The organism is Luteimonas sp. MC1750, assembly GCF_016615955.1.
Lineage (GTDB): Bacteria > Pseudomonadota > Gammaproteobacteria > Xanthomonadales > Xanthomonadaceae > Luteimonas.
The window spans coordinates 2,353,322-2,376,399 of record NZ_CP067113.1; the positions used below are offsets into that span (position 1 = coordinate 2,353,322).

General features: G+C 73.0%; 15 protein-coding genes. 5 read left to right on the forward strand and 10 right to left on the reverse strand.

The genetic code is table 11. The annotated features are described in order from the left end of the window. Position 1: 1 nt before the first annotated feature. The 4 genes from tsaB to mrcB form a co-directional block, all read right to left on the reverse strand. Positions 2-706 carry a tRNA (adenosine(37)-N6)-threonylcarbamoyltransferase complex dimerization subunit type 1 TsaB gene (gene tsaB / locus JGR68_RS11065; RefSeq protein WP_199362790.1) on the reverse strand — a complete coding sequence of 235 codons (705 nt, stop codon included), beginning with the start codon at positions 704-706 and terminating at the stop codon, positions 2-4. 52 nt (positions 707-758) lie between these two features. Further along, positions 759-2,765 (reverse strand): ATP-dependent DNA helicase, encoded by a 2,007-nt coding sequence (locus JGR68_RS11070; RefSeq protein WP_234446648.1) that lies wholly within the window; start codon positions 2,763-2,765, stop codon positions 759-761. A 208-nt stretch (positions 2,766-2,973) separates the two neighbouring features. Further along, positions 2,974-3,519, reverse strand: coding sequence for a hypothetical protein (locus tag JGR68_RS11075; RefSeq protein WP_234446503.1), 546 nt, complete (start codon positions 3,517-3,519; stop codon positions 2,974-2,976). Next, entirely contained in the window at positions 3,516-5,951 is a 2,436-nt protein-coding gene (mrcB, locus tag JGR68_RS11080; RefSeq protein WP_199362786.1) for a penicillin-binding protein 1B, read from the reverse strand. Before mrcB ends, JGR68_RS11075 begins: the two co-directional genes overlap by 4 nt. A 149-nt stretch (positions 5,952-6,100) precedes the next feature. Here mrcB and JGR68_RS11085 point away from each other — a divergent pair, with 149 nt between their 5' ends. Beyond that, positions 6,101-8,194, forward strand: a complete 2,094-nt coding sequence (locus tag JGR68_RS11085; protein ID WP_199362783.1) for a glycosyltransferase — start codon at positions 6,101-6,103, stop codon at positions 8,192-8,194. A gap of 36 nt (positions 8,195-8,230) precedes the next feature. Here JGR68_RS11085 and JGR68_RS11090 read toward each other — a convergent pair whose 3' ends face one another. Beyond that, the gene (locus JGR68_RS11090; RefSeq protein WP_199362781.1) at positions 8,231-9,595 is read right to left on the reverse strand and encodes a hypothetical protein; all 1,365 of its coding nucleotides are present in this window, start codon (positions 9,593-9,595) and stop codon (positions 8,231-8,233) included. A 37-nt stretch (positions 9,596-9,632) separates the two neighbouring features. Beyond that, positions 9,633-11,813: a RelA/SpoT family protein gene (locus tag JGR68_RS11095; protein ID WP_234446504.1), complete on the reverse strand. Its 2,181-nt coding sequence runs from the start codon at positions 11,811-11,813 to the stop codon at positions 9,633-9,635. Between the two features lie 71 nt (positions 11,814-11,884). Between JGR68_RS11095 and JGR68_RS11100 the strand changes: the two genes are divergently transcribed. Continuing rightward, positions 11,885-12,367, forward strand: coding sequence for a hypothetical protein (locus JGR68_RS11100; protein WP_199362779.1), 483 nt, complete (start codon positions 11,885-11,887; stop codon positions 12,365-12,367). On the opposite strand, the gene hrpA is transcribed toward JGR68_RS11100, so the two are convergent. Further along, positions 12,360-16,544: an ATP-dependent RNA helicase HrpA gene (gene hrpA / locus JGR68_RS11105; RefSeq protein ID WP_199362777.1), complete on the reverse strand. Its 4,185-nt coding sequence runs from the start codon at positions 16,542-16,544 to the stop codon at positions 12,360-12,362. The two genes, JGR68_RS11100 and hrpA, sit on opposite strands and share 8 nt — an antisense overlap. A gap of 155 nt (positions 16,545-16,699) precedes the next feature. On the opposite strand from hrpA, the gene JGR68_RS11110 reads away from it, so the two are divergent. Next, on the forward strand, positions 16,700-17,212 hold the full coding sequence (locus JGR68_RS11110) for a Dps family protein (protein ID WP_234446649.1): 513 nt from the start codon (positions 16,700-16,702) through the stop codon (positions 17,210-17,212). Between the two features lie 105 nt (positions 17,213-17,317). Beyond that, positions 17,318-19,150 carry a DNA helicase RecQ gene (gene recQ, locus JGR68_RS11115; RefSeq protein ID WP_199362774.1) on the forward strand — a complete coding sequence of 611 codons (1,833 nt, stop codon included), beginning with the start codon at positions 17,318-17,320 and terminating at the stop codon, positions 19,148-19,150. A gap of 48 nt (positions 19,151-19,198) precedes the next feature. Here the strand turns inward: recQ and JGR68_RS11120 are convergent, their stop codons facing one another. From JGR68_RS11120 to JGR68_RS11130, 3 genes are all read right to left on the reverse strand, one after another. Continuing rightward, a complete protein-coding gene (locus JGR68_RS11120; protein ID WP_199362773.1) occupies positions 19,199-20,602 on the reverse strand; it encodes a PQQ-dependent sugar dehydrogenase in 1,404 nt (467 codons plus the stop codon). A gap of 67 nt (positions 20,603-20,669) precedes the next feature. After that, a complete protein-coding gene (locus JGR68_RS11125) occupies positions 20,670-21,950 on the reverse strand; it encodes an arsenic transporter (protein WP_199362772.1) in 1,281 nt (426 codons plus the stop codon). 3 nt (positions 21,951-21,953) lie between these two features. Continuing rightward, positions 21,954-22,304: a metalloregulator ArsR/SmtB family transcription factor gene (locus JGR68_RS11130; RefSeq protein WP_199362771.1), complete on the reverse strand. Its 351-nt coding sequence runs from the start codon at positions 22,302-22,304 to the stop codon at positions 21,954-21,956. Positions 22,305-22,321: 17 nt separating this feature from the next. Here JGR68_RS11130 and arsH point away from each other — a divergent pair, with 17 nt between their 5' ends. After that, positions 22,322-23,059: an arsenical resistance protein ArsH gene (arsH, locus tag JGR68_RS11135; RefSeq protein WP_199362770.1), complete on the forward strand. Its 738-nt coding sequence runs from the start codon at positions 22,322-22,324 to the stop codon at positions 23,057-23,059. Positions 23,060-23,078: the final 19 nt, after the last annotated feature.

Here is a 23,078-nt window from a genome sequence, read left to right on the forward strand (position 1 = left end):
CTCAGCCGCGGGCGGCGCGCGCGGCGGCCTGCTCGGCCAGCGTCAGGGCCACCTGGTTGCGCAGATAGGCCGGCTCCACCAGCTCGGGCGCCACCGCCCCGCCCGCCGCCATCGACAGCGCGGCCAGGCGCACGAGCTGGCCCGCACGCGGCAGCGCCGCGGCGTCGACCGGGCCCAGCCGGTCACCGAGATGGCGCATCAGGGCCGCGTCCGCGGCGGCGAAGCCGGTCCCCACGCCGGTCCACGGCCCCCCATCCGGTGGCTCGACGGCGTCGGGAGCCGACACCCGCTCCGCCCCGAGCGCGCGCAGGCCGGCGCCGTCGCGCGCGAAGGCACCCGCATAGACCTCGCCCATGCGCGCATCGATCGCGGCGAGCACGCGGTCACCGCCGTCGCGCAGCCCGTCCATGGCCAGCACGGCCAGGGTCGAGACCGGCAGCAGCGGGCGCCCGAGCGCGAGCGCGATGCCCTGGGCGATCGAAATCCCCAGCCGCACGCCGGTGAACGCGCCCGGGCCGCGACCCACGGCGACCGCATCGAGTGCGCTGCGATGCGTGCCGGCCTCGGCGAGCAGTGCCTCGGCCCACGGCAGCACCAGTTCGGCGTGGCGGCGCGGGGCGATCGCGAAGCGCTCGCACACCTCGCCATCGACCATCACGGCGACGGAGCAGGCTTCGGTGGAGGTCTCGATGGCGAGCAGGCGCATGCGCGACAAAACCGGAATCGGGGTGCGACAGGTTAGCGCGTGCGCGCCGGGATCAGGCTTCGCCGAAGAACGCCACCGCATCGGCGGCGTCGCGGGTGCGCGGGAACGGCGGCAGCGAATCGAGGAAGCGCTTGCCATAGCCCTTGCCGAGCAGGCGTGGATCGCAGAGCACCAGCACGCCGCGGTCGGTCTCGGTGCGGATCAGCCGGCCCACGCCCTGCTTGAGCGCGATCACCGCCTGCGGCACCTGCTCGTCGCGGAAGGGGTTGCCGCCCGCCCGTCGGATGGCTTCCAGCCGCGCCTCGAACACCGGATCGTCGGGCGAGGCGAAGGGCAGCTTGTCGATCACCACCACGCTGAGCGCGCCGCCGGCGACGTCGACGCCCTCGCGGAAGCTGGCCGCCCCCAGCAGCACGCCGTTGCCGGATTCACGGAAACGCTGCAGCAGCACGTGGCGCGGCGCCTCGCCCTGCACGAACAGCGGCCACGGGCCGTCGCGCAGCGCCTCGGCGGCCTCGCGCAGCGCGCGGTGCGAGGCGAACAGCAGGAAGGCGCGACCGCCGGAGGCTTCCAGCACCGGGCGCACCGCGTCGGTGATCGCGGCGGTGTAGTCGCGCGCCGACGGCTCCGGAAGACCGGGCGGCAGGTAGCACAGCGCCTGGGTGGACCAGTCGAAGGGGCTCGGCACCAGCAGGGTGCGCGGCTGGTACAGGCCCAGCCGGCGCGCGAGATGGTCGAAGCGGCCCTCGACCGCCAGGGTCGCCGAGGTGAACACCCAGGCCGCGCGCGAGCGCTCGCGGTGGGCGCGCAGCGGACCGGACACGTCGAGGGGCGTGCGCTGCAGGCGGAAGCCGCGCGGCGAGAGCTCGTACCAGCGGACATCGTCGTCACGGGTGGGCGCAGCCGGAGCGCCAGCGCCCGCGGCGGCTTGCGACTCACCCGTGCCGGCGTCGGCCGCCTGCGCTTCGCCGGCGTCGCGGCCACCATCGTCGAGGTCGCGCCAGCGCCCCAGCCGACCGTGCTGGTCGCGGGCGCGCAGCAGGCAGGCTTCGAGCCCGGGGGCCGCGTCGGCCAGCGGCGCGAGCGCAACGGCCAGCGCCAGCAGCGCGGCGTCCAGCGCATCGAGCTCCTCGACGACCTCGGGCACCGCCAGCAGCTGCGGGCGGGTGCCACGCAGCGGCAGGACGTCCATGGCCGCGCGCAGCTGGCGCGTCGCCTGTTCCAGCGCACGCGCGGGCTCCTGCAGCATGGCCAGGGCGCCGGCCACCTCGCGGCATTCGGAGATGGCGTCGCGCGCGAGCTCGACCAGCGGGCGCGCCGAAAGGCCTTCGCCGAAGAACTGCGCCGCCAGTTCGGGCAGCTGGTGGGCCTCGTCGATCACGAAGGCCTCGGCGCCGGGCAGGATCTCGCCGAAGCCCTCCTGCTTCAGCGCCAGGTCGGCCAGCAGCAGGTGGTGGTTGACCACCACCACGTCGGCCTCCTGGGCGCGCTGGCGGGCCTGGACCACGAAGCACTCGCCCCAGAACGGGCATTCGCTGCCCAGGCAGTTCTCGGCGGTCGAGGTCACCATCGGCAGCAGCGGTGAATCCTCGGGCAGCGATTCGAGCTCCGCCAGATCGCCCATGCGCGTGCGCCCGCTCCAGGCCACGATGCGCTGGAAATGCACGGCCTGCGCCGGAGTCTGGAAGCGGTTCTCGCCGCGCGCGCGCTCCAGCCGGTGCCGGCAGAGGTAATTGGCGCGGCCCTTCAGCAGCGCCGTGCGCAGCCCGCGGCCGAGCGCGTCGCGCACCCGCGGCAGGTCGCGATGGTAGAGCTGGTCCTGCAGCGCGCGGGTGCCGGTGGAGACGATCGTCTTGCGCCCGGACAGCAGGGCCGGAACCAGGTAGGCGAAGGTCTTGCCGGTGCCCGTCCCGGCCTCGGCCAGCAGCGGCTCGCGGTCCTCGAATGCGGTCGCGACCGCCGCGGACAGGTCCTGCTGGGCACTGCGCGGCCGGAAGCCGGGCAGCACCGAGGCCAGCAGGCCGTCGTCGGACAGCGCGGCGCGGCTGCTGCGCGCCAGCGCGCTTTCGTGCGCGGGCGGGGCCGCGGGCGCAGGCCCGGAGCCCGCTGTGGCCGGGTCGTGGGCGGGGTGATCGGGAACGGCGGGCACGGCCGCGGTGGATCCGGAAGGGCTCATCAGGCCGCCATGATCGCTGCAAACCGCGACCGGCGGGGTCGCCGGTTGACGCGCGCGGCTGTCGGCCTTGGCGCCGCGCGAGCCCCGCGCCTCACCAGCGCGGCGGCGGCGCGACCCGGCAGGCCTCGATCGCGGCCTTGGCAACGGCCGCCGCCTCGGCATCGCCGCGGGCAAGCGCCGCCTGCTCCAGCGTCGCCTGGTGGCGACGGCACAGCGGTCCGACACCGGAGCCCAGCGCCTGCGCGCGAGCCGCCAGCTCGCCTGCCCGGGCGGTGTCGCCCAGCAGGATCGCCACCTCGGCGCGCTCCTGCAGCAGCGCCGGATCGTCGTCGACCAGGGCAATGGCCTGGTCCAGCGCCGCCGCGGCGTCGGCATGGTGGCCCTGCTCCTGGAGGCGATCGGCGCGCTGACGCAGGTCTTCGACCTGGCTGTCGCGCAGCGGCTGCACGTCGAGCTCGCCTTCGCCGTCGCCGGCCGTGGCGCGGATGTACGCGACCATCTGCGCCGGCGTGGCCGTGGTCAGCGGCGGCGTGGCCGGAGACAGGGGCGCGCTGGCGCAGGCCGCGAGCGCAAGCGCGAGGGCGGCGGGCGCGGCGCGCAGGATGCGCGCACGGCGGCTGGCTTCAAGGCGTGTCATGGCTCGATGTCCTGGGGCGGCGGTGGCGGCTGGTTCGCCGGATCACCGGTGACGGGCTGCGGCGGCGGCTCGGTGGCCGGATCGCGGCCGCTGCCGAAGCCGAACCACTCGCGCCATCCGCCACCGGAGGCGTCTTCCGCCGGCGGAGGCGCGATCACGCAGGGCTGCCACGGCGGCGCGAAACCCTCGGCGAATGCGAAGCGCCGCGCGCCGGCGCACCCGGCGTCGGTGCTGTGGCCGGCCACCACCCAGGTCCACTCCAGCCCCTTGGCATCCACGCGCAGCGGCGCGCTGGGCAGGCGCGCGAAGGTCGCCGACCACACGCGCATCGCACCGGTGGCGCCATACAGCCCGGTCTGCTCGTTGCGGTCGTTGCCCACCCAGACCACGGCCAGGTGGTCGCCGGTCCAGCCGGCGTACCAGCTGTCGCGGCCGTCGTTGCTGGTGCCGGTCTTGCCGGCCGAGTCCAGCCGGCCGAGGCCATCGTTCACCAGCTGCCGTCCGGTGCCCGAGCTGACCGCGTGCTGCAGCGCCACGGTCACCAGCCGCGCCGCGGTGCGGTCGCCGTCCTCGGGCTGCCGGGGCGCCTTGTCGTAGCGGTTGAGCACGCGGCCTTCCGGGTCGAGCACGCCGCGCACGGTGTACAGCGGCTGGATCTCGCCGTCCGAGGCCAGGAACTGGTACAGCTGGGCCATCGCATACGGCGTCTGGTCGACCGAACCCAGGATCAGCGCCGGGTTGGCCACCGCCTCGATCCCGGCCAGCTGCTGGATCAGCTGTGCCAGCCGCTCGGGACGCATCGCCATGCCCACGCGCACCGTCGCCTGGTTGTAGGAGCGCGCCAGCGCGTCGATCAGGCGCACGCTGCCGTGGCTCTTGCCGTCGGAATTGCCGGGGGTCCAGCGCTTGCCGTTCTGCAGGGTCACGGTCACCGGCGAATCGTCGACCCAGCTCGCCAGCGAGTAGCGGTCGGGCAGCGCGAGCGCGAGCAGATAGACGAAGGGCTTGAGCAGCGAGCCGACCGGCCGGTGGGCCTCGATCGCGCGGTTGAAGCCGGGCATGGCGAAGTCGCGGCTGCCGACCACCGCGACCACCTGGCCGCTGTGCACGTCGGTCAGCACCATGCCGGCCTCGAGCGCGGGCCGCTTGCTGCTGTCGAGCGCGCCCAGCGTCCTGGTGACTGCGCTTTCCGCATAGGCCTGCGCCGACGGCGCCATCGCGGTCATCACCACCAGCCCCGCGCCCTGCAGCTCGTCGGAGGAGTAGTCGCTCGCGAGGTGGCGGCGGACCACGTCGATATAGGCCGGGAAGCGGTTGGCGGCGATGCTGCCCGGTGCGCTGGTCACGCCCAGCGGCGCGGCCACGGCGCGGTCGTGGGTGGCCTGGTCGATGAGGCCGGTTTCGAGCATCTCGCCGAGCACGAAGTCGCGGCGCGTCTTGGCCCGCTCCGGATGGCGGCGCGGATCGTAGTGCGACGGGCCGCGGATGATGCCCACCATCAGCGCCACCTGCTCGGTGGAGAGGTCGTCGAGCTGGCGCCCGAACCAGTACTCGGCGCCCGCGGCCACCCCGCGGATGGCCTGGTTGCCGCGCTGCCCGAGGTAGACCTGGTTGAGGTAGGCCTCGAGGATCACGCCCTTGCCGTAGCGCGCCTCGATGATCAGCGCGTACAGCACTTCGTTGACCTTGCGGGTCCAGGTCTGCTCGCGGCCGATGCCGAGCAGGCCGCTGCGCGCGAGCTGCTGGGTCAGCGTGCTGGCGCCCTGGCGGGCCTCGCCGGCCTTCAGGTTGACCCAGGCCGCACGCGCGATGCCGCGCACGTCGATGCCGTGGTGATGAGCGAAGTCGCGGTCCTCGACCGCCTGCAATGCGTCGGTGAGCTGCTGCGGGACCTCCTGCACGCGCACCAGGCGGCGCTCTTCCTGCTGGCGACCGTAGAGCGTGGCGATGCGCGCGGGATCCAGGCGCACGCGCGCCGCGTCGCGGCCGCCGGCCAGGTCGCGCATCCTGGCCACCGTGCCCTTGGCCAGCTGCACCTCGACGCGGCTGGCCGGCACTTCGCCGCCGACGTCGGTGAAGCCGCGGCTGGCGATGGTCCAGCGGCCGTCGTCGCTGGCCCAGGTACCGGGTCGCTGTCCGTCGCCCTCGCGATAGCCGGCGGCTTCCAGCTCGAGCCGCAGCGCGCGCGCATCCATCGCCACGCCGGGCACGAGTTCCAGCGGCCGTGCGTACACGCGCGTGGGCACCTGCCACTGCAGCTGGCCGAAGCGTTCGCCGACCTGGTGGTTCAGGTACAGCATGTAGGGAACGAGGAAACCGAGGCCGAGTCCGGCGGCAGCCAGCACCCAGGTCAGCAGCGTGCGACGCCAGTCGCGGCGTGGGCTGCCGGCGGCGTCGTCGTGGTCGTCTTCGTCGTAATCGATGCGTGCCATGTGGGCTCGGCGGCCGTGGATGCGGGAGCGCCGGAGCCTCCGGCGGGGTGCCGGGATGCGAGAATGCCCGGAATCGTGCGGAGTCTAGCCCAGCGCCCGTCGCCGCCCGGAGCCCGCACGCCCTGATCTTCAGCCGGAGTTGTCGCTGGATGCCCTACACGCTCGCCGACGCGCGCTTCCTCCTCGCACGCGCCGCAGGCCTGGCCCATCGCACGCTGCTCAGCCTGCGCACCCGCGGCATGCGCGCGAGCTGGGAGCGTGCGCGTGCCCAGCTGGTGCCGCCTTCGCAGGCGCTGCGCGACGGCCTGTACCTGCCGCCCGCGACGCCATTCGCGCCCTTCGCGCTGCCGACCAGCGACCAGCCGGTGGCCAGCGTGGTGATCCCGGTCTACGGCCAGTTCGACCACACCCTCGCTTGCCTGCGCGCGCTGGCCGCGCATCCGCCGGAGGTCGCCTTCGAGGTCATCGTGGTCGACGACGGCTCGAGCGACGCGACGCCGGAGTCGCTGCCGCAGGTGGACGGCCTGCGCTACCACCGCCGCGCCAGCAACGGCGGATTCATCGCCGCCTGCAATGACGGTGCCGCGCTGGCGCGGGGCGAGTTCCTGTTGCTGCTCAACAACGACACCGTGCCGCAGCCCGGATGGCTGGATGCGCTGGTCGCCACCTTCCGCGAACACCCGGATGCGGGCCTGGTCGGTGCCCAGCTCCTGTATCCCGACGGCCGCCTGCAGGAGGCCGGCGGCGTGGTGTTCTGCGACGGCAACGCCTGGAACTATGGCCGCTTCGGCGATCCCGCCGATCCGCGCTACGCCTACCTGCGCGACGTCGACTACGCCAGCGGCGCGGCCATCGCCCTGCCGCGCGCGCTCTTCCTCGGGCTCGGCGGCTTCGACACGCGCTACGCGCCGGCCTACTACGAAGACACCGACATGGCCTTCGCCGTGCGCGCGGCGGGCCGCCGCGTGCTCTACCAGCCGGCGGCGCGGGTCGTGCACGACGAAGGCACCAGTTCCGGCACCGACACCTCCAGCGGCGTCAAGGCCAACCAGCTGCGCAACCGCGAGGTCTTCCTGGCGCACCGCCGCGAGGCGCTCGCGCGCCTGCGCCCGCCGCACGAGCCGTCGCCGGCGACCCTGCACGCGGGGCAGCGCCAGGTCCTGGTGATCGACGCGCTGACCCCGCAGCCCGATCGCGATTCGGGCTCGGTGCGGCTGTGCAACCTGATGCGGCTGCTGCGCCGCGAAGGCGCGCACGTGGTCTTCCTGCCGGCCAACCGCCACTACGACGGCCGCTATACCGACGCCCTGCGCCAGCTCGGGGTGGAAGTCTGGTGCGCGCCGCACGGTGCGCGCGCACCCGCATGGCTGGCGGAACACGGGCCGCGCTTCGACGTCGCCATGGTCTGCCGCCACTACGTCGCCAGCGAATTCCTGCCGCTGCTGCGCCGGCACGCGCCCCAGGCCAGGCTGGTGTTCGACAGCATCGACCTGCACTACCTGCGCGAGACGCGCACCGCCGAAGTCACCGCCGATGCCACCATGGCCCGCGCCGCCGAGCGTACCCGGCGGCGCGAGCTCGGCGTGATCGCCGCGGCCGATACCACCCTGGTGGTCAGCAGCGTCGAGCGCGACGTCCTCGGGGCCGACGCGCCCGGCGCACGCGTGGACGTGCTGTCGAACGTGCACGAGGTGGCGGGGCCCGGGCTGGCCTTCGACGCGCGCAACGACCTGGTCTTCGTCGGCGGATTCCGCCATCCGCCCAACGTCGACGCGATGCGCTGGTTCGTCGGCGACGTGCTGCCGCGGATCCGCGAGCGGCTTCCCGGCGTGCGCCTGCACTGCATCGGGGCCGACGTGCCGCCGGAGGTCGCGGCGCTGGCCGACGCGCCCGGCGTGCTGGTGCACGGCTACGTGCCAGACATCACGCCCTACATGGATGGCTGCCGGCTCGCGGTGGCGCCGCTGCGCTATGGCGCCGGGGTCAAGGGCAAGGTCAACCTCAGCATGGCGCACGGGCAGCCGGTGGTCGCCACGTCCTGCGCCGCCGAAGGCATGCACCTGGTCGATGGCCATGACGTCCTGGTGGCCGACGATGCGCAGGGCTTCGCCGAGGCCGTCGTCCGCGCCTACGGCGACCGGGGACTGTGGGAGCAGCTGGCCGCCAACGGCCTGGAGAACGTCGCGCGGCACTTCTCGGCCAACGCCGCGCGCGAGGTCGTGCGCCGCGTGTTCTTCGACTGAGGTCCTCTTCGACCGGCCTTCGTCGACCGGTTCCGGTCACTCCATCCGGTGCGCCGCCGCCGCCGCGCGCACGCGCAGCTCGAAGTCGGACAGGCCGGGCACCAGCGGATCGGCCACCCGCGCGGCCGCCAGCGCGCTGCGTGCGTTGGCGATCTCGCCCGCGCCCAGCCGCTCGTCGCCGACCGCCAGCCAGCGTTCGGCCAGCTGGCGACGGGCCATGGACAGCTCGCCCGTGTCGTCGCCGAGCGCCTCGCGCGCCTCCAGGCACATGCCGGCGCGGCGCAGGCTGTTGCTGCGCAGCTCGAGCAGATGGCACTCGCGGACCAGCGGCAGCAGGCGCAGGGCCGCCGCGGCCACGTCCGCCGAAGCGGGATCGAGCACCCGCGCCGCGGCGACCCTGTCCGCCGCGCCGCTGCCGGTGGCATCGACGAGGTTTCCCGCGGACAGCGCGGCGTCCGCCTGGGCCAGCAGCGCGCGCACGCGCCGCGCGCGCTCGCCGGCGTCGATTCCCGCGCCGCCGCCCGCCGCCGCGGCCACGCCGCGGGGATCGGCGCGCACCGCCTGGCCTTCGCCGGCCAGCAGGCGCGCGAGGCCCTCGTCATCGAGCCTGGCCTCCTCCATCAGGCGCGCCAGCGTGTCGGGCAGGTCGACGTGACCGGGGTCGTAGGTGCGCACCGTCGCGACCAGGCGCGCGGCGTCGACCACATCGCCGGCACGCAGCGCCTCGCGCGCCTGCGCCAGCAGCTCGGCCAGCGCGTCCTCGCGCCCGCGCAGCGCGCCGGCATGCGCCGGTTCGAGCGCGAGCACATGCGCGTACAGCGGCAGGGCGCTGCCGACGCCGCCGTCCAGGCGGCCCTGCGCATGCGCGTCCTCGGCATGCGCGAACAGGCCGTCGACGCCGGCGTGCCCGGCCTCGCGCTGGCGCAGCGCATCGGCCAGGGCATCGGCTTCCGCGCGCGGCACCGACAGCGCGCGGGCGAGCGCGAGGTTCCGCCGGGCATCGTCGAAGCGGTCCCCGGCCAGGGCGATGCGCGCCTGCTCCAGCGCGGCCAGCGCCACCTGCGCCAGCCCCTGGCGGGCTTCGGCCCGGTCGGGATCCATGGCCAGCGCTGCTTCGAACAGCTCGCGCGCACCGCTGCCGTCGGCGGCCGTGAGGCGGCCCTCGGCCAGCGCCTGCCCGGCGTCGGCGCGCAGGGCCTGGGCCCGCGTCTGCGGCCACAGCAGCGCCCCGATCGGCGCGCGCAGCACCGCCAGCAGCACGATCGCGAGCATCGAGCCGATCAGCCACCAGCGCCAGTGGCGGACCATGCCCAGGCGCACCGGCAGCGCCGCGAGCCAGCGCAGGATGGCGCCGGCGCTGGGTGGCTCGGGGAAAGGATCGAGGTGCCGGGGTGAGTTCACGCGCGGCAGCATAAGGCGGCCACGGTGAACGCGTGGCTCAGGCGCGTTGCGCGCGCTCCACCCCGGGCAGCGCCTCCAGCCGCCCCAGCAGGCGCGAGAGCTGGCCGAAGTCGGCCACGCGCAGCGCCAGCCGCAGCTGCACCCGGCCCTGGCTGCGCCCCGCGCCACCGCCGTCGATCGACAGCACGTGGGCGTCCTCCTGGGCGATCAGGTTGGTCACGTCCTTGAGCAGGTGCTTGCGGTCGACCGCGTCCAGCACCACCGAAGCCTCGTGACCGCCACCCGATGCGCCCCACTCGACCGGCAGCACGCGCTGCGGCTCGCGCGCCGCCAGGCGTGCGAACGCCGCGCAGTCGGCGCGATGCACGGTGATGCCGCGCGCCCGGGTCAGGTAGCCGGCGATCGCCTCGCCGGGCAGCGGCTGGCAGCAGCGCGCGATCTGCACCAGCAGGTTGTCGACGCCGACGACGGTGAAGTCCTGGCTGCCGACCCGGCGCAGGCGCCTGGGCGCACGCAGGGCAATCACCTCGTCCCCGGCCGGACCTGCAGCGGCGTCGCGCTGTGCGCGCTCGTGTTCGGCCAGCGCGCGCGCCACCTGGTGCGGGCCGACGTCGCCCAGCGCGACCAGCACGTGCAGGTCGTCGGCGGCCTCGACGTTGAAGCGCTTCAGCACTGGCGCCAGCTCGGCCTGGCCCAGGCCCACGCGCTTGAGCTCGCGGTCGAGCAGTTCGCGGCCGTCCTGCAGGTTGCGCGCGCGGTCGAGCTTGTGGAACCAGGCGCGCACCTTCTCGCGCGAGCGCGGGCTGGCGAGGTAGCCGCTGGTCGCCATCAGCCAGTCGCGGCGCGGCTCCGAAACCTTGCCGGTGAGGATCTCGACGCGGTCGCCCGAGCGCAGCACGTGGTCCAGCGGCACGATGCGGCCGTCGACCTTGGCGCCGCGGCAGCGGTGGCCGACCTCGGTGTGCACGCGGTAGGCGAAATCCAGCGGCGTCGAACCGCGCGGCAGGTCGATCACCTCGCCCCTGGGCGTCAGCGCATAGATCCGGTCTTCCAGCAGCTCGGTGTCGAAGGCGCCGGCCAGCGCGCCATCGCCGCTGTCGGCGCCCTCGGCGGTGGCCTCGAGCAGGTTGCGCATCCATTCGATCTTGCGGTTGACCGCGGCCTCGCCGGCGGCGGAGCGCTGCGAACCACCCGACTCCTTGTAGCGCCAGTGCGCGGCCACGCCGCGCTCGGCCTGCTCGTGCATCTCGCGGGTGCGGATCTGCACCTCCAGCGTCTTGCCCTCCGGGCCGACCACGGCGGTGTGCAGCGAGCGGTAGTCGTTGTTCTTCGGCCGCGCGATGTAGTCGTCGAACTCGCCGGGCACCGGGGTCCACAGCGCATGCACCACGCCCAGCGCCGCATAGCAGGCCTGGACGTCGTCGACCAGCACGCGCACCGCGCGCAGGTCGTAGAGCTCGCCGATCGGCACGTCCTTCTTCTGCATCTTCTTCCAGATGCTGTGGATGTGCTTGGGACGGCCGGCGATGTCGCCCCCGATGCCCGCGGCACGCAGCGCATCGCCCAGCAGGCCGGTGACGCCGGCGATGTAGCGCTCGCGCCCTGCGCGCTTGTCGTCGAGCAGCTTGGCGATGCGCCGGTAGGTGTCGGGCTCGAGGTGGCGGAAGGCGAGGTCTTCCAGCTCCCACTTGAGCTGCCAGATGCCGAGCCGGTTGGCCAGCGGGGCATGGATGTCGCGGGTGAGCCGCGCCAGCGCCTTGCGCTGGTCGTCGGGCAGCGCGGTGGCCGCGCGCATCCGCGCCAGCTGCCGCGCCAGCAGCACCAGCACCACCCGCAGGTCGCGCACCAGGGCCAGCAGCAGCCTGCGCAGGCCTTCGTGGCCGCGGGCGGCGGCCTGCTCCGCGTGCAGCGCCCAGACCTGGTTGGCGGCCTCCTGGCCCTCGAGCAGGGCCGGGATCGCCGCTCCGGGACCCTGCGCGGGCGCGCCATGGCGTGCGCCCCACGCGGGCACCGCGTGCAGGATGGCGGCGGCCATCACTTCGCCGTCGGCATCCAGCAGGGCCAGCGCATCCAGCGTGTCCTCGAGCACGCCCGCGGGGTCGATGCACGGCGCCGGACCGTCGGCGGCGGCCACGCGCAGCAGGGCTGCGACCGGCGGCGGCAGGGTGCGCAGCGCGGGACGCGCCAGCAGGTCCTCGATGTCCACGTTGTCGACCACGTGCAGCCACTGCCAGAACGGGGGATGGGACGGTCTACACTAGCCCGACCTCGCAATCGGGAACAGCCGCCATGCCGGTACGCCGCCTCCTCCTTGCCGCCCTGCTCGTGGCCGCCGCGCCGGCGCTTGCCCAGCAGCAGCCGATCGAATCCAGGATGACGCCGGAGGAGTTCAAGGCCACCGGGCTTGACCAGCTCGACGCGGCGCAACTCGCGCGCCTCAACGCCTGGCTGGGCCGCACCATCGAGGGCGAGACGGAGAAGGCCGCCGCCACCGCCAAGCGCAAGGTCGAGGACGAGAACCGCGGCTTCCTGAGCTTCGGCTCCAGCGAGCCGGTGACCGGACGCATCGCCGGCACCTTCAGCGGCTTTGCCCGCGGCCGCGAGTACACGCTCGACAACGGCCAGGTCTGGCGCCAGATCGATGGCGCCAGCCTGGCCGGCGTCCGCCGCGAGGCTCCCACGGTGCGGATCACCCCGAGCCTGGTCGGCAACGCCTGGTACATGGCGGTCGAGGGCTCCAACACCCGCGCCAAGGTCGAACGCGTCAAGTAAGCGCGGACAGCCGCGCCGCCAGCTTCTTCGGCGACACGCCGCCCTTCGCCCCCAGCTCCTGGGCGAAGAGCTGCACGCGCAGCTCCTCCAGCTCCCAGCGCAGCGCCTGCCAGCCGGGCTCCTCGGCGCGGCCGTCTGCCCGCGCGCGGGCCAGCGCATCGGCGAACGGCTTCAGCTCGAGCATGCGCTGCTGGTCGCGCGAGGGATCGTTGAGCGCGCGCCCGGCGCGCACCGCCATCGCCTTCAGGTAGCGCGGGTAGGAGGCCAGGACGTCGGCCGGCACGTCGCGCAGGAATCCGGCCGGGACCAGCGCCGCCAGCTGGGCCTGCAGGTCGTCGAGGTTGCCGCGCGCCCAGCCCATCAGCCTGCCTTCGAGCGCGGCGCGCACCTCGGCCACCTGGGCCAGGATTCCCTCGGCCTGCTGCAGGCGGCGCATGGCTTCGGGGAACAGGGCCTTGCCAACGGCGTCGACGAGGGCCGCGAAGGCCGCGGGATCACGCACGTCGGCGAGGCCATCGGCCGTGAGCGCGGCAAACGCCCCGTCCACCAGGTCTTCGCGCAGGGTGTCGGCCGGGCGGCTTCCGCCGGCCTCGCGGGGCGCGGTGGACTCGATGGCGGCATACAACAGCGCGGTCTTGGGCTGCACCGGCAGCTGCCGGCGCGCGTGGCGGATGCGGTCGGACAGCGCGATGGCGAGCAGCCGGCGCACGCCGCCCGGATGCAGGCGCTCGGCCTCGGCGCGGTCGGCATGCACGTCGAGCGACACGCTGCCGCCGTCGTCCTGCAGCGCGGGGAACGCGGGCACGCCGCCGGCCCCGGGAACCGAGACCGGGATGGCGGTGCCCGGGAAGGCGGTCAGCGCCTCGCGCGCGAGCCCGGCCGCGGCGTGCGCGGCGAAGGCCTCGGACGCCCGCGCGCCGAATCGCGCGCGCAGCGCGTCGAGCGCACGCGACTCCGCGAGCACGCTGCGGCCATCGGCGTCGAGCAGGCGCAGGTTGGCCAGCAGGTGCGGCTCCAGCGTCGATTCGTCGAAGTCGGTGGCGGCCAGCTCGACGCCGGTCATGCGCTTGAGGAAGCGTGCCAGCGCGCCGGTGATGCTGTCGGTCGCAGCCTCGGCCGTGCCGTGCGCCTCGGCGAACGCGCGCGCGAAGTCCGGCGCCGGCACGAAGTTGCGGCGCAGCGCCTTGGGCAGGCCGCGCAGCAGTGCCGTGGCCTTTTCCTGCACGAAGCCCGGGGCGAGCCAGCCCAGCCGCGGTCCATCCATGGCGTTGAGCAGGTGCAGCGGCACCACCACCGTCATGCCGTCGTCGGGCGCGCCCGGCTCGAAGCGGTAGTGCAGCGCCAGCCGCGCGTCGCCCAGGGGGAAGTACGCCGGGAACCGTTCGGCATCGCTGCCGTCGGCGACCAGCAGGTCGTCGCGCGTCCACTGCAGCGCGCGGCGCTGCTCTTTCGGCAGCCCCGCGTACCAGGCGTCGAGGGCCTGTGCGCTGGTGATCTCCGCCGGGATGCGGTCGCGGTACCAGCGCAGCATCCAGTCCTCATCGACGACCAGCCCGGTGCGGCGCTGCTTGGCCTCTTCCTCTTCGGCCGACTCCAGCGTGCGGCGGTTGCGGGCGACGACGTCGGCGCGCAGGTTGATCTCGCCGGCCACCAGGCCGTCGCGCAGGAACAGTTCGCGCGCCTCCTCCGGATAATGCGCGCCGTAGTGGAACGGCCGCGCGGCCGCCAGCACCAGGCCGAACAGGCCGACCTGCTCGCTGCCGACCACGCGCCCCTGCTTCCGCGACCAGCGCGGATCGAAGTGGCGCCGCGAAAGGAGGTGCGGCAGCTCGGCTTCGACCCACTCCGGCTCGATCGCGGCATTGGTCAGCGCCCAGACCTTCTCGGTGTCGAGGAGCGTCGCCGTGAGCAGCCATGGCGGCGGCCGCGAGCCCAGGGTCGAGCCGGGGAACAGCTGGAAACGGCGCCCGCGCGGACCTTCGTAGCTGGCCTGGCGGCGCTTGTCGCGCTCGGGCAGCACGTGGCCGACCTGGGTCGGCAGCCCGGCCAGCAGCGCGCGGTGGACGCTCTGGTAGAGATCGCGTGCCTGGGCGGCCGCGTCCTTGTCCGGGCTGGCCGGCACGCCGTCGCGGTGGCCTTGGACTTGGCCTTGGCCTTGGCCGCGGCCCCCGCGCCGGCGCCGTCGGGGAGCCGGCGCATCCTGCACGGACGGCGCTCCGACAGCCGCCTGCGCCGGCGCATCGTCACCGGACGCGGCGAACAGCACGTCCCCGGCCCGATCTTCTTCGCTCCAGCCCAAGCCCTCGCACTGCAGCTTCAGCTGGCGATGCAGCTCACGCCACTCGCGCATGCGCAGGAAGCCCAGGAAGTTGCGCTCGCACCACTTGCGCAGCTGCGACTGGGTCAGGTCCTGGTGCGCGACGCGATAGGCCTCCCACAGGCGCAGGATGGCCACGAACTCCGACTTCGGGTCCCGGAACGCGGCATGTGCGGCGTCGGCCGCGCCGCGCTGGTCGGCGGGGCGCTCGCGCGGATCCTGGATGCCGAGGAAGCTCGCGATCACCAGCATCTCGCGCAGGCAGCGGTGCGCGTTCGCGGCCACCAGCATGCGCGCGAGCTTCACGTCCACCGGCAGCTTCGCCATCGCCTGGCCGTGCGCGGTGAGCTTGCGCGCCGTGTCCACCGCGCCCAGTTCGGCCAGCTGCTGCCAGCCGTCGGCAATGGCGCGCGCGTCGGGCGGCTCGAGGAACGGGAAATCTTCAATGGCCCCCAGACCCAGCGACAGCATGCGCAGGATCACGCCGGCCAGCGCGGCGCGGCGGATCTCGGGATCGGTGAACTCCGGACGCGCGGCGAAATCGGGCTCGTCGTACAACCGGTAGCAGACGCCCGGCGCAATGCGGCCGCAGCGCCCGGCGCGCTGGTTGGCGCTGGCCTGGCTGATTGGCTCGAGGTGCAGGCGATCGAGCTTCTGCCGCGGGCTGTAGCGCTTGACCCGCGCCAGCCCCGGATCGACCACGTAATGGATGCGCGGCACTGTCAGCGAGGTTTCGGCCACGTTGGTCGCGAGCACGATGCGCCGCGGCGACCCCGGGTTGAACACCCGGTCCTGGTCGCGCACCGACAGGCGCGCGTACAGCGGCAACACCTCGGTATGGCGGTACTTGCGACCCTCGAGCGCGCGGTGCGCGTCGCGGATCTCGCGCTCGCCGGGCAGGAACACCAGCACGTCGCCGCCCATGCCGCTTCCGCCGCGCAGGCTGCCTCCACCCAGGCTGCCTCTACCCAGGATGATCTCGTCGCAGGCGGCGACGATGCCGTCGGTGGTCGACAGCGCGCCATCGTCGCCGTCGCCATCACCGCCGGCGCTGCCGTCGAGCGGACGGTAGCGCGTCTCGACCGGATAGCCGCGGCCTTCCACGTTGACCACCGGTGCATCGTTGAAATGCGCGGAGAAACGCGCGGTGTCGATCGTCGCCGACGTCACCACCAGCTTCAGGTCGGTGCGCCGCGCCAGCAGCTGCTTCAGGTAGCCGAGCAGGAAGTCGATATTGAGGCTGCGCTCGTGCGCCTCGTCGATGATCAGGGTGTCGTAGCGCGACAGCCAGCGGTCGGACTGGATCTCCGCCAGCAGGATGCCGTCGGTCATGAACTTGATCGCGGTCTGCTCGCCGACGTTCTCGCTGAAGCGCACCTGGTAGCCCACGGCCCCGCCCAGCGGCACCTGCAGCTCCTCGGCCACGCGGCGCGCAACCGCGCGCGCGGCGATGCGGCGCGGCTGGGTGCAGCCGATCATGCCCGCGGCACCGCGGCCCGCGGCCAGGCACAGCTTGGGCAGCTGGGTGGTCTTGCCGGAGCCGGTTTCGCCGGCAACGACGACCACCTGGTGCGCGAGCAGCAGCTCGACGATGCGCCCGGCTTCCGTGGCGATCGGCAGCGTCGGGTCGACCTCGGCCCGCGGCAGCCGCTGCGCACGCGCCTCGCGCTGCGCCAGCGAGCGCGCCAGCGCGTCCTCGAACGCGGTCTGACGCAGCGCATCGCCTGCCGCCTGGTCCCAGCGCCGCCACAGTCCGAGCAGCCGCCCTCGGTCGCGAGCCAGCGCATCGTCGATCGCGCGCCGGCCCGCGCGCCTTGACGCAGGGCTTGCATTCAGGGGACTAGACTCCAGTTCATTCATGCACGTGCGCCGTAGCCGGCCCTTGAGACTCCCTCACCCATCGCGCCCATTGTCGCGCGTCAAACAGAAAGGACACAGTGATGGCCAAGACCAAGAGCAATCCGAAAACCGCGGCGAAGCCGAAGAAGGGCAGCGCCAGCAACCCCAAGGAAGCGATGCCCGCGGCCTCTCCCGCCCGCACCTCGATGGCCCCGGGCGTCGATATCGGGATCAGCGACCGCGATCGCAAGGCGATCTCGCAGGACCTGGGGCAATTCCTGTCCGACAGCTTCACGCTGTACCTGAAGACGCACAACTTCCACTGGAACGTGACCGGGCCGATGTTCAACTCGCTGCATGCCATGTTCATGGAGCAGTACACCGAGCAGTGGAACGCGCTGGACGAAACCGCCGAGCGCATCCGCGCGCTGGGCTACAACGCCCCGGGTTCGTATGCCGAGTTCATCCGCCTGTCGTCGATCACCGAGGAGCCCGGCCTGACCGAGGCACCGGACTGGCGCGACATGGTCCGCCAGCTGGTCGAGGGCAACGAGGCGGTTTGCCGCACCGCGCGCCGCGCGCTGTCGAACGCCGACGATGCCGGCGACGACCCGACGGTCGACCTGCTGACCCAGCGCCTGCACGTGCACGAGAAGAACGCCTGGATGCTGCGCTCGCTGCTGCAGTAAGGCCCAAGGGCCGGGTTTTCCCGGCAGCCCCGCCGCGCAACGCCCGACCACGCGTCGGGCGTTCGCATTCCGGGGGCTGAGACGCGCGCCCGGTATCCTTGCAGGATGAGCGACGCCGCACACCGCATCCTGCAGCAGGTCTTCGGCCACGAGACCTTCCGTGGCGACCAGGCCGCGATCATCCGGCACGTGGCCGACGGCGGCGACGCCCTGGTGCTGATGCCCACCGGTGGCGGCAAGTCGCTGTGCTACCAGGTGCCGGCCCTGCTGCGCGAGGGCACCGCGGTGGTCGTGTCGCCGCTGATCGCGCTGATGCAGGACCAGGTCGAAGCCCTGCGCCAGCTCGGCGTGCGCGCGGCCTTCCTCAACTCCACGCTGGAAGGCGCCGAAGCCGCGGCGGTCGAGCGCGAGCTGCGCGAAGGCACCCTCGACCTGCTCTACGTGGCGCCCGAGAGGCTGCTGACCGCGCGCTTCATGTCGCTGCTGGATGCCAGCCGGATCGCGCTGTTCGCGATCGACGAGGCGCACTGCGTCTCGCAGTGGGGCCACGATTTCCGCCGCGAGTACCGCGAGCTCACCGTGCTGCACGAACGCTGGCCGCAGGTGCCGCGGATCGCGCTCACCGCCACCGCCGATCCGCCGACCCAGCGCGAGATCGCCGAGCGCCTGCAGCTCGAAGGCGCGCAGCGCTTCACCAGCTCGTTCGACCGCCCCAACATCCGCTACACCGTGGTCAACAAGGACAGCGGCAACCGCCAGCTGCTGGACTTCATCGCCGGCCACCGTGGTGAGGCCGGCATCGTCTACTGCCTGTCGCGCAACAAGGTGGAAAAGACCGCGGCCCTGCTGGTCGAGGCCGGCGTCGACGCCCTGCCCTACCACGCCGGGCTGGACGCCTCGGTGCGCGCCGCCAACCAGCGCCGCTTCCTGCTCGAGGACGGCGTGGTGATGGCGGCGACGATCGCCTTCGGCATGGGCATCGACAAGCCGGACGTGCGCTTCGTGGCGCACATGGACCTGCCGAAGTCGATCGAGGGCTACTACCAGGAGACCGGCCGCGCCGGCCGCGACGGGGATCCGGCCGAGGCCTGGATGTGCCACGGCCTGGGCGACGTGGTGCTGCTGCGTCAGATGATCGACCAGTCCGAGGCGGGCGAGGATCGCAAGCGCCTGGAGCACCGCAAGCTCGATGCCCTGGTGGGCTACTGCGAAACCACGCGCTGCCGGCGCCAGGTGCTGCTGGCCAACTTCGGCGAGGACTATGCCGGCCGGGGCGCCGGCGAGCCCTGCGGCAACTGCGACAACTGCCTGCATCCGCCGGAGACCTGGGACGCCACGGTGGCGGCGCAAAAGGCGCTGTCCTGCGTCTACCGCACCGGCCAGCGCTTCGGCGCCGCCCACCTGATCGACGTGCTGCGCGGCTCGGAGTCCGAGCGGATCCGCCAGTTCGGCCACGACGGCATCAGCACCTATGGCATCGGCACCGACCTCGACGCACGCGCCTGGCGCGGGGTATTCCGGCAGCTGGTCGCGGCGGGCCTCCTGGAAGTGGATACCGAAGGCTACGGCGGCCTGCGCCTCACCGCCGACAGCCGCGAGGTGCTGCAGGGCCGTCGGGAGGTCCTGCTGCGCAAGGAAGCGCCGCGCACGGCGCGCGGCCGCGGGCGCGACGGCGAAACGCGGGCGCGGACGGTCGTGGAGGTGCCCCGCGCAGACCAGCCGCTGTTCGAATCGCTGCGCGCGCTGCGCACGCGCCTGGCCCGCGAACAGGGCGTGCCGCCCTATGTGATCTTCCACGACGCCACGCTGCGCGAGATCGCCCGGCTGCGCCCGCGCACGCCGGGCGACCTGGCGCTGATCGGCGGCATCGGCGCCGGCAAGATCGAGCGTTACGGCGACGAGGTCCTGGACGTGGTGTCGGAGGCCGAGGCGGCCTGAGCCGCCCCGCGCATCACCCGGCGGCCTGGCACACCCGCCTGCAACGCTTCAGCGCGCCGTTCCCCCGCCATGCGTCACGCGGAAGATCGTGCCATTGGCGTCGTCACTCACCAGCAGGGCGCCCTCCGAGTCGACCGCAACGCCGGCCGGGCGGCCCCAGACCCGGCCGTTGTCCAGCACGAAGCCGGTCATGAAGTCCTCGTAGGCCCCGGACGGACGGCCATTGGACATGGGCACGCGCACCACCTTGTAGCCGGTGATGTCGGGCCGGCTGTGCGAGCCGTGCAGGGCCACGAAGGCATCGCCGCGGTAGTCGGCCGGGAATCCCCGGCCGTCATGGAAGGCCACGCTGAGCGCGGAGGAATGTGCCTGGAACAGCACGTCGGGCGCCGTCACCTTGCCCGCGAGGTCGGGCCGCTGCCCGGCCCGCGCCGGGTCCTCGCGGCCATCGAGATAGAACCAGGGCCAGCCGTGGAAGGAGCCCTCCTCGATGCGCACCATGAAGTCCGGAGTGACGTTGGGACCCAGGTGGTCGCGCTCGTTGACGACGCACCAGAGGTTGCCGGTGCCCGGCTGCACCGCCATGCCCGAGCAATTGCGCAGCCCGGTGGCGTAGTTCTGCACGCGCTTGCCGTCGCGGTCGAAGACGCGCACCACGCCGCGGTCCTTCTCCTCGCCCCAGGCCGCGCCGAGGCCATCGGTCGCTTCATGCGCGCGGATCTGCGCCGGCGTCATCGCCGGCATTCCGGCAACGCCGAGATTGGAGGCCGAGCCGACCGAAAGGAACAGGCGCTCGCCATCGGCGGAGACCGCAAGGTCGCGGGTCCAGTGCCGCTTGGTCGGGATGCCGGCGATGATCACCTCGGCCGGGCCGGGGGCCTTGGCTTCGCCGCTGCGGTACGGGTAGCGCACCACCTGGTCGGCCGCGGCGACGTAGACGTGGGTCGGGTTGGTCGCCGGCACGAAGGCGATTCCGTAGGGCCGGTCCAGGCCGGTGGCAAACACCTCGGGCGTCGCGGTTCCGCCCTGCCCCTTGCGGAACACGAGCACGCGCCCCGCCCCGCTCTCGGCGAGGAAGATGTCGCCATTGGGCGCCGCACGAAGGGTGCGCGGCTGCTTGAAGCCGCTCGCGAACACCTCGGCGCTGAAGCCGGCGGGCACCTTGGGCAGCGTCCCGGCCGGTGGCGCGACCACCTCCACGTTGCCCGCCACCGAACCTTCCGGATCCATGCCCATGGCCGGTGCCGGAATGTCGGCGGCGCGGATGTGCCGCATCGCGCCGGGGGCATCATCCGACCAGTCGCTGAGGACGGCGGCCGCGCCGGAGCCACTGCCTGCGTCGACGCCCGCGCGTTCGCGCACGTCACCGCTTTGCGCGCAGGCGGCCAGGACCAGCACGGCCAGGGGCAGGGGCGTGAGTCGGGCCAGTCGCGGCCGGTGGGTGGCGTTCATCCGTGTTCTCCTCGGGGGTCCGCCCGATCCTCGGCGCGGTGGCGTCAGGGAGGGGTGATCGCGAGGGTCAGGCGAGCCGCAGCGCCAGCGCCGCCAGCGTCGCCAGCAGCACCGGCAGGGTCAGGACCACGCCCACCCTGAAGTAGTAGCCCCAGGTGATCCGGATGCCCTTGCGCGCCAGCACGTGCAGCCACAGCAGGGTGGCCAGACTGCCGATCGGGGTGAACTTCGGACCCAGGTCGCTGCCGATGACGTTGGCGTAGAGCATCGCCTCGCGGATCGTGCCTTCGGCCTGGCTGGCGTCGATGGACAGCGCACCCACCAGCACGGTCGGCAGGTTGTTCATCACCGAGGACAGGAACGCGGTCAGCAGGCCGGTGCCGAAGGTCGCCGCCCACAGGCCGTGTCCGGCGAACCCGTCCAGCAGGCCGGCCAGGTGGCCGGTCAGCCCGGCGTTCCGGAGGCCGTAGACGACGAGGTACATGCCGAGCGAGAACACCACGATCTGCCAGGGTGCTTCACGCACCACCTTGCGGGTCGAGATCCTGTGTCCCCTGGCGGCCACGGCGAGCAGCGCCAGCGCGCCGGCGCCCGCCACCGCGCTGATCGGCACGCCCAGCCGTTCCAGTCCGAAGAATCCGACCAGCAGCAGCGCGAGCACGATCCAGCCGGCGTTGAAGGTGGCGCGGTCGACGATCGCGGAGGCCGGCGCGCGCAGCTGGGTGGCGTCGTAGGTCGCCGGGATGTCGCGGCGGAAGAACCACAGCAGCACGGCCAGGGTGGCGGCCACCGAGACCAGGTTCACCGGAAACATGACCGAGGCGTAGGCACCGAAACCGATGTCGAAATAATCCGCCGACACGATGTTGACCAGGTTGGAGACGACCAGCGGCAGGCTCGCGGTGTCCGCGATGAAGCCCGCGCCCATCACGAAGGCCAGGGTGGCGGCGGGGCTGAACTTCAGGGCGAGCAGCATCGCGATCACGATCGGCGTCAGGATCAGGGCCGCGCCGTCGTTGGCGAACAGCGCCGACACGGCCGCGCCCAGCAGCACCAGGTAGACGAACAGCCTGCGTCCGCTTCCGCCGCCCCAGCGCGCGACGTGCAGCGCCGCCCATTCGAAGAATCCCGCCTCGTCGAGTACCAGGCTGATCAGGATCACTGCCACGAAGGTGAAGGTGGCGTTCCACACGAAGCCCCAGACGATGGGAATGTCGGACACGCCGACCACGCCGGTCAGCAACGCCAGCGCCGCGCCGAACGAGGCACTCCAGCCGACTCCCAGGCCCTTCGGCTGCCAGATGACCAGGACGATGGTGGCGACGAAGATCAGCAGCGCAGGCAGCACGGCTCAGGCCTCGCGCACGGTGGGGGTCCGCTTGCGCGACGGTCGGGCGGCAGGCAGGCACCGGCTCGCATCGCCGCCACAGCAGTTGCGGGTCAGGAAGCCGATAAGGCCATTCATGGCATCGAAGTCGGCGCGGTAGATGATGCTCCGCCCGTGCGCCTCGCCGCCGATCAGCCCGGCCGAGGTGAGCTCCTTGAGGTGGAAGGACAGCGTGGCACCGGGCAGCGCCAGGGCATCGGCGATCTGGCCGGGCGTGGTGCCCTCGAGCCCTGCCTCCACCAGCAGGCGGAAGACGGACAGGCGGGTGGGATGCCCGAGCGCGGCCAGCGCGGTGCTTGCATTGGTCAGTTCCATCTTTCTAGAATACTGGAATGAAATCCGACGAAGCAACCTGCGGCGCGCAGGGCGACCTCCCCAACCTGGCCTCCGCGTTGGCCGATGTTCCAACAGCCGGCAAGCTGGGCGTGGATGGCGCAAGCCACCCGCCGCGGATCCTGATCCTCTACGGTTCGCTCCGGCCCCAGTCCTACAGCCGCAAGCTCGCGCTCGAAGCCGGGCACCTGCTGCGCCACTTCGGGGCCGACGTCCGGGTCTTCGATCCGCGCGACCTGCCGCTGCTCGACACCGTCGACGCGGACCACCCCAAGGTGCAGGAGCTGCGCGCGCTGTCGCAATGGTCCGAAGGCCAGGTCTGGGTCAGCCCGGAACGCCACGGCAGCGTCACCGCCGTGTTCAAGAACCAGATCGACTGGCTGCCGCTGGAAATCGGCAGCCTGCGCCCGACCCAGGGCCGGACCCTGGCGGTCATGCAGGTCTGCGGCGGCTCGCAGTCGTTCAACGTGGTCAATGCCCTGCGGGTGCTCGGCCGATGGATGCGCATGGTGACCATCCCGAACCAGTCTTCCGTGCCCAAGGCATGGCAGGAGTTCGACGGCGAGGGCCGGATGAAGCCCTCGCCCTATTACGACCGGGTCGTGGACGTCATGGAGGAGCTGGTCAAGTTCACCCTCCTGGTGCGCGACCGCAGCGACTACCTGACCAGCCGCTACAGCGAACGCAAGGGTGACGCCGCCGCCGCGGCCCTGGCCGCATCCTGCGGCGCCACCTGACCACGGACGAGGACCCATC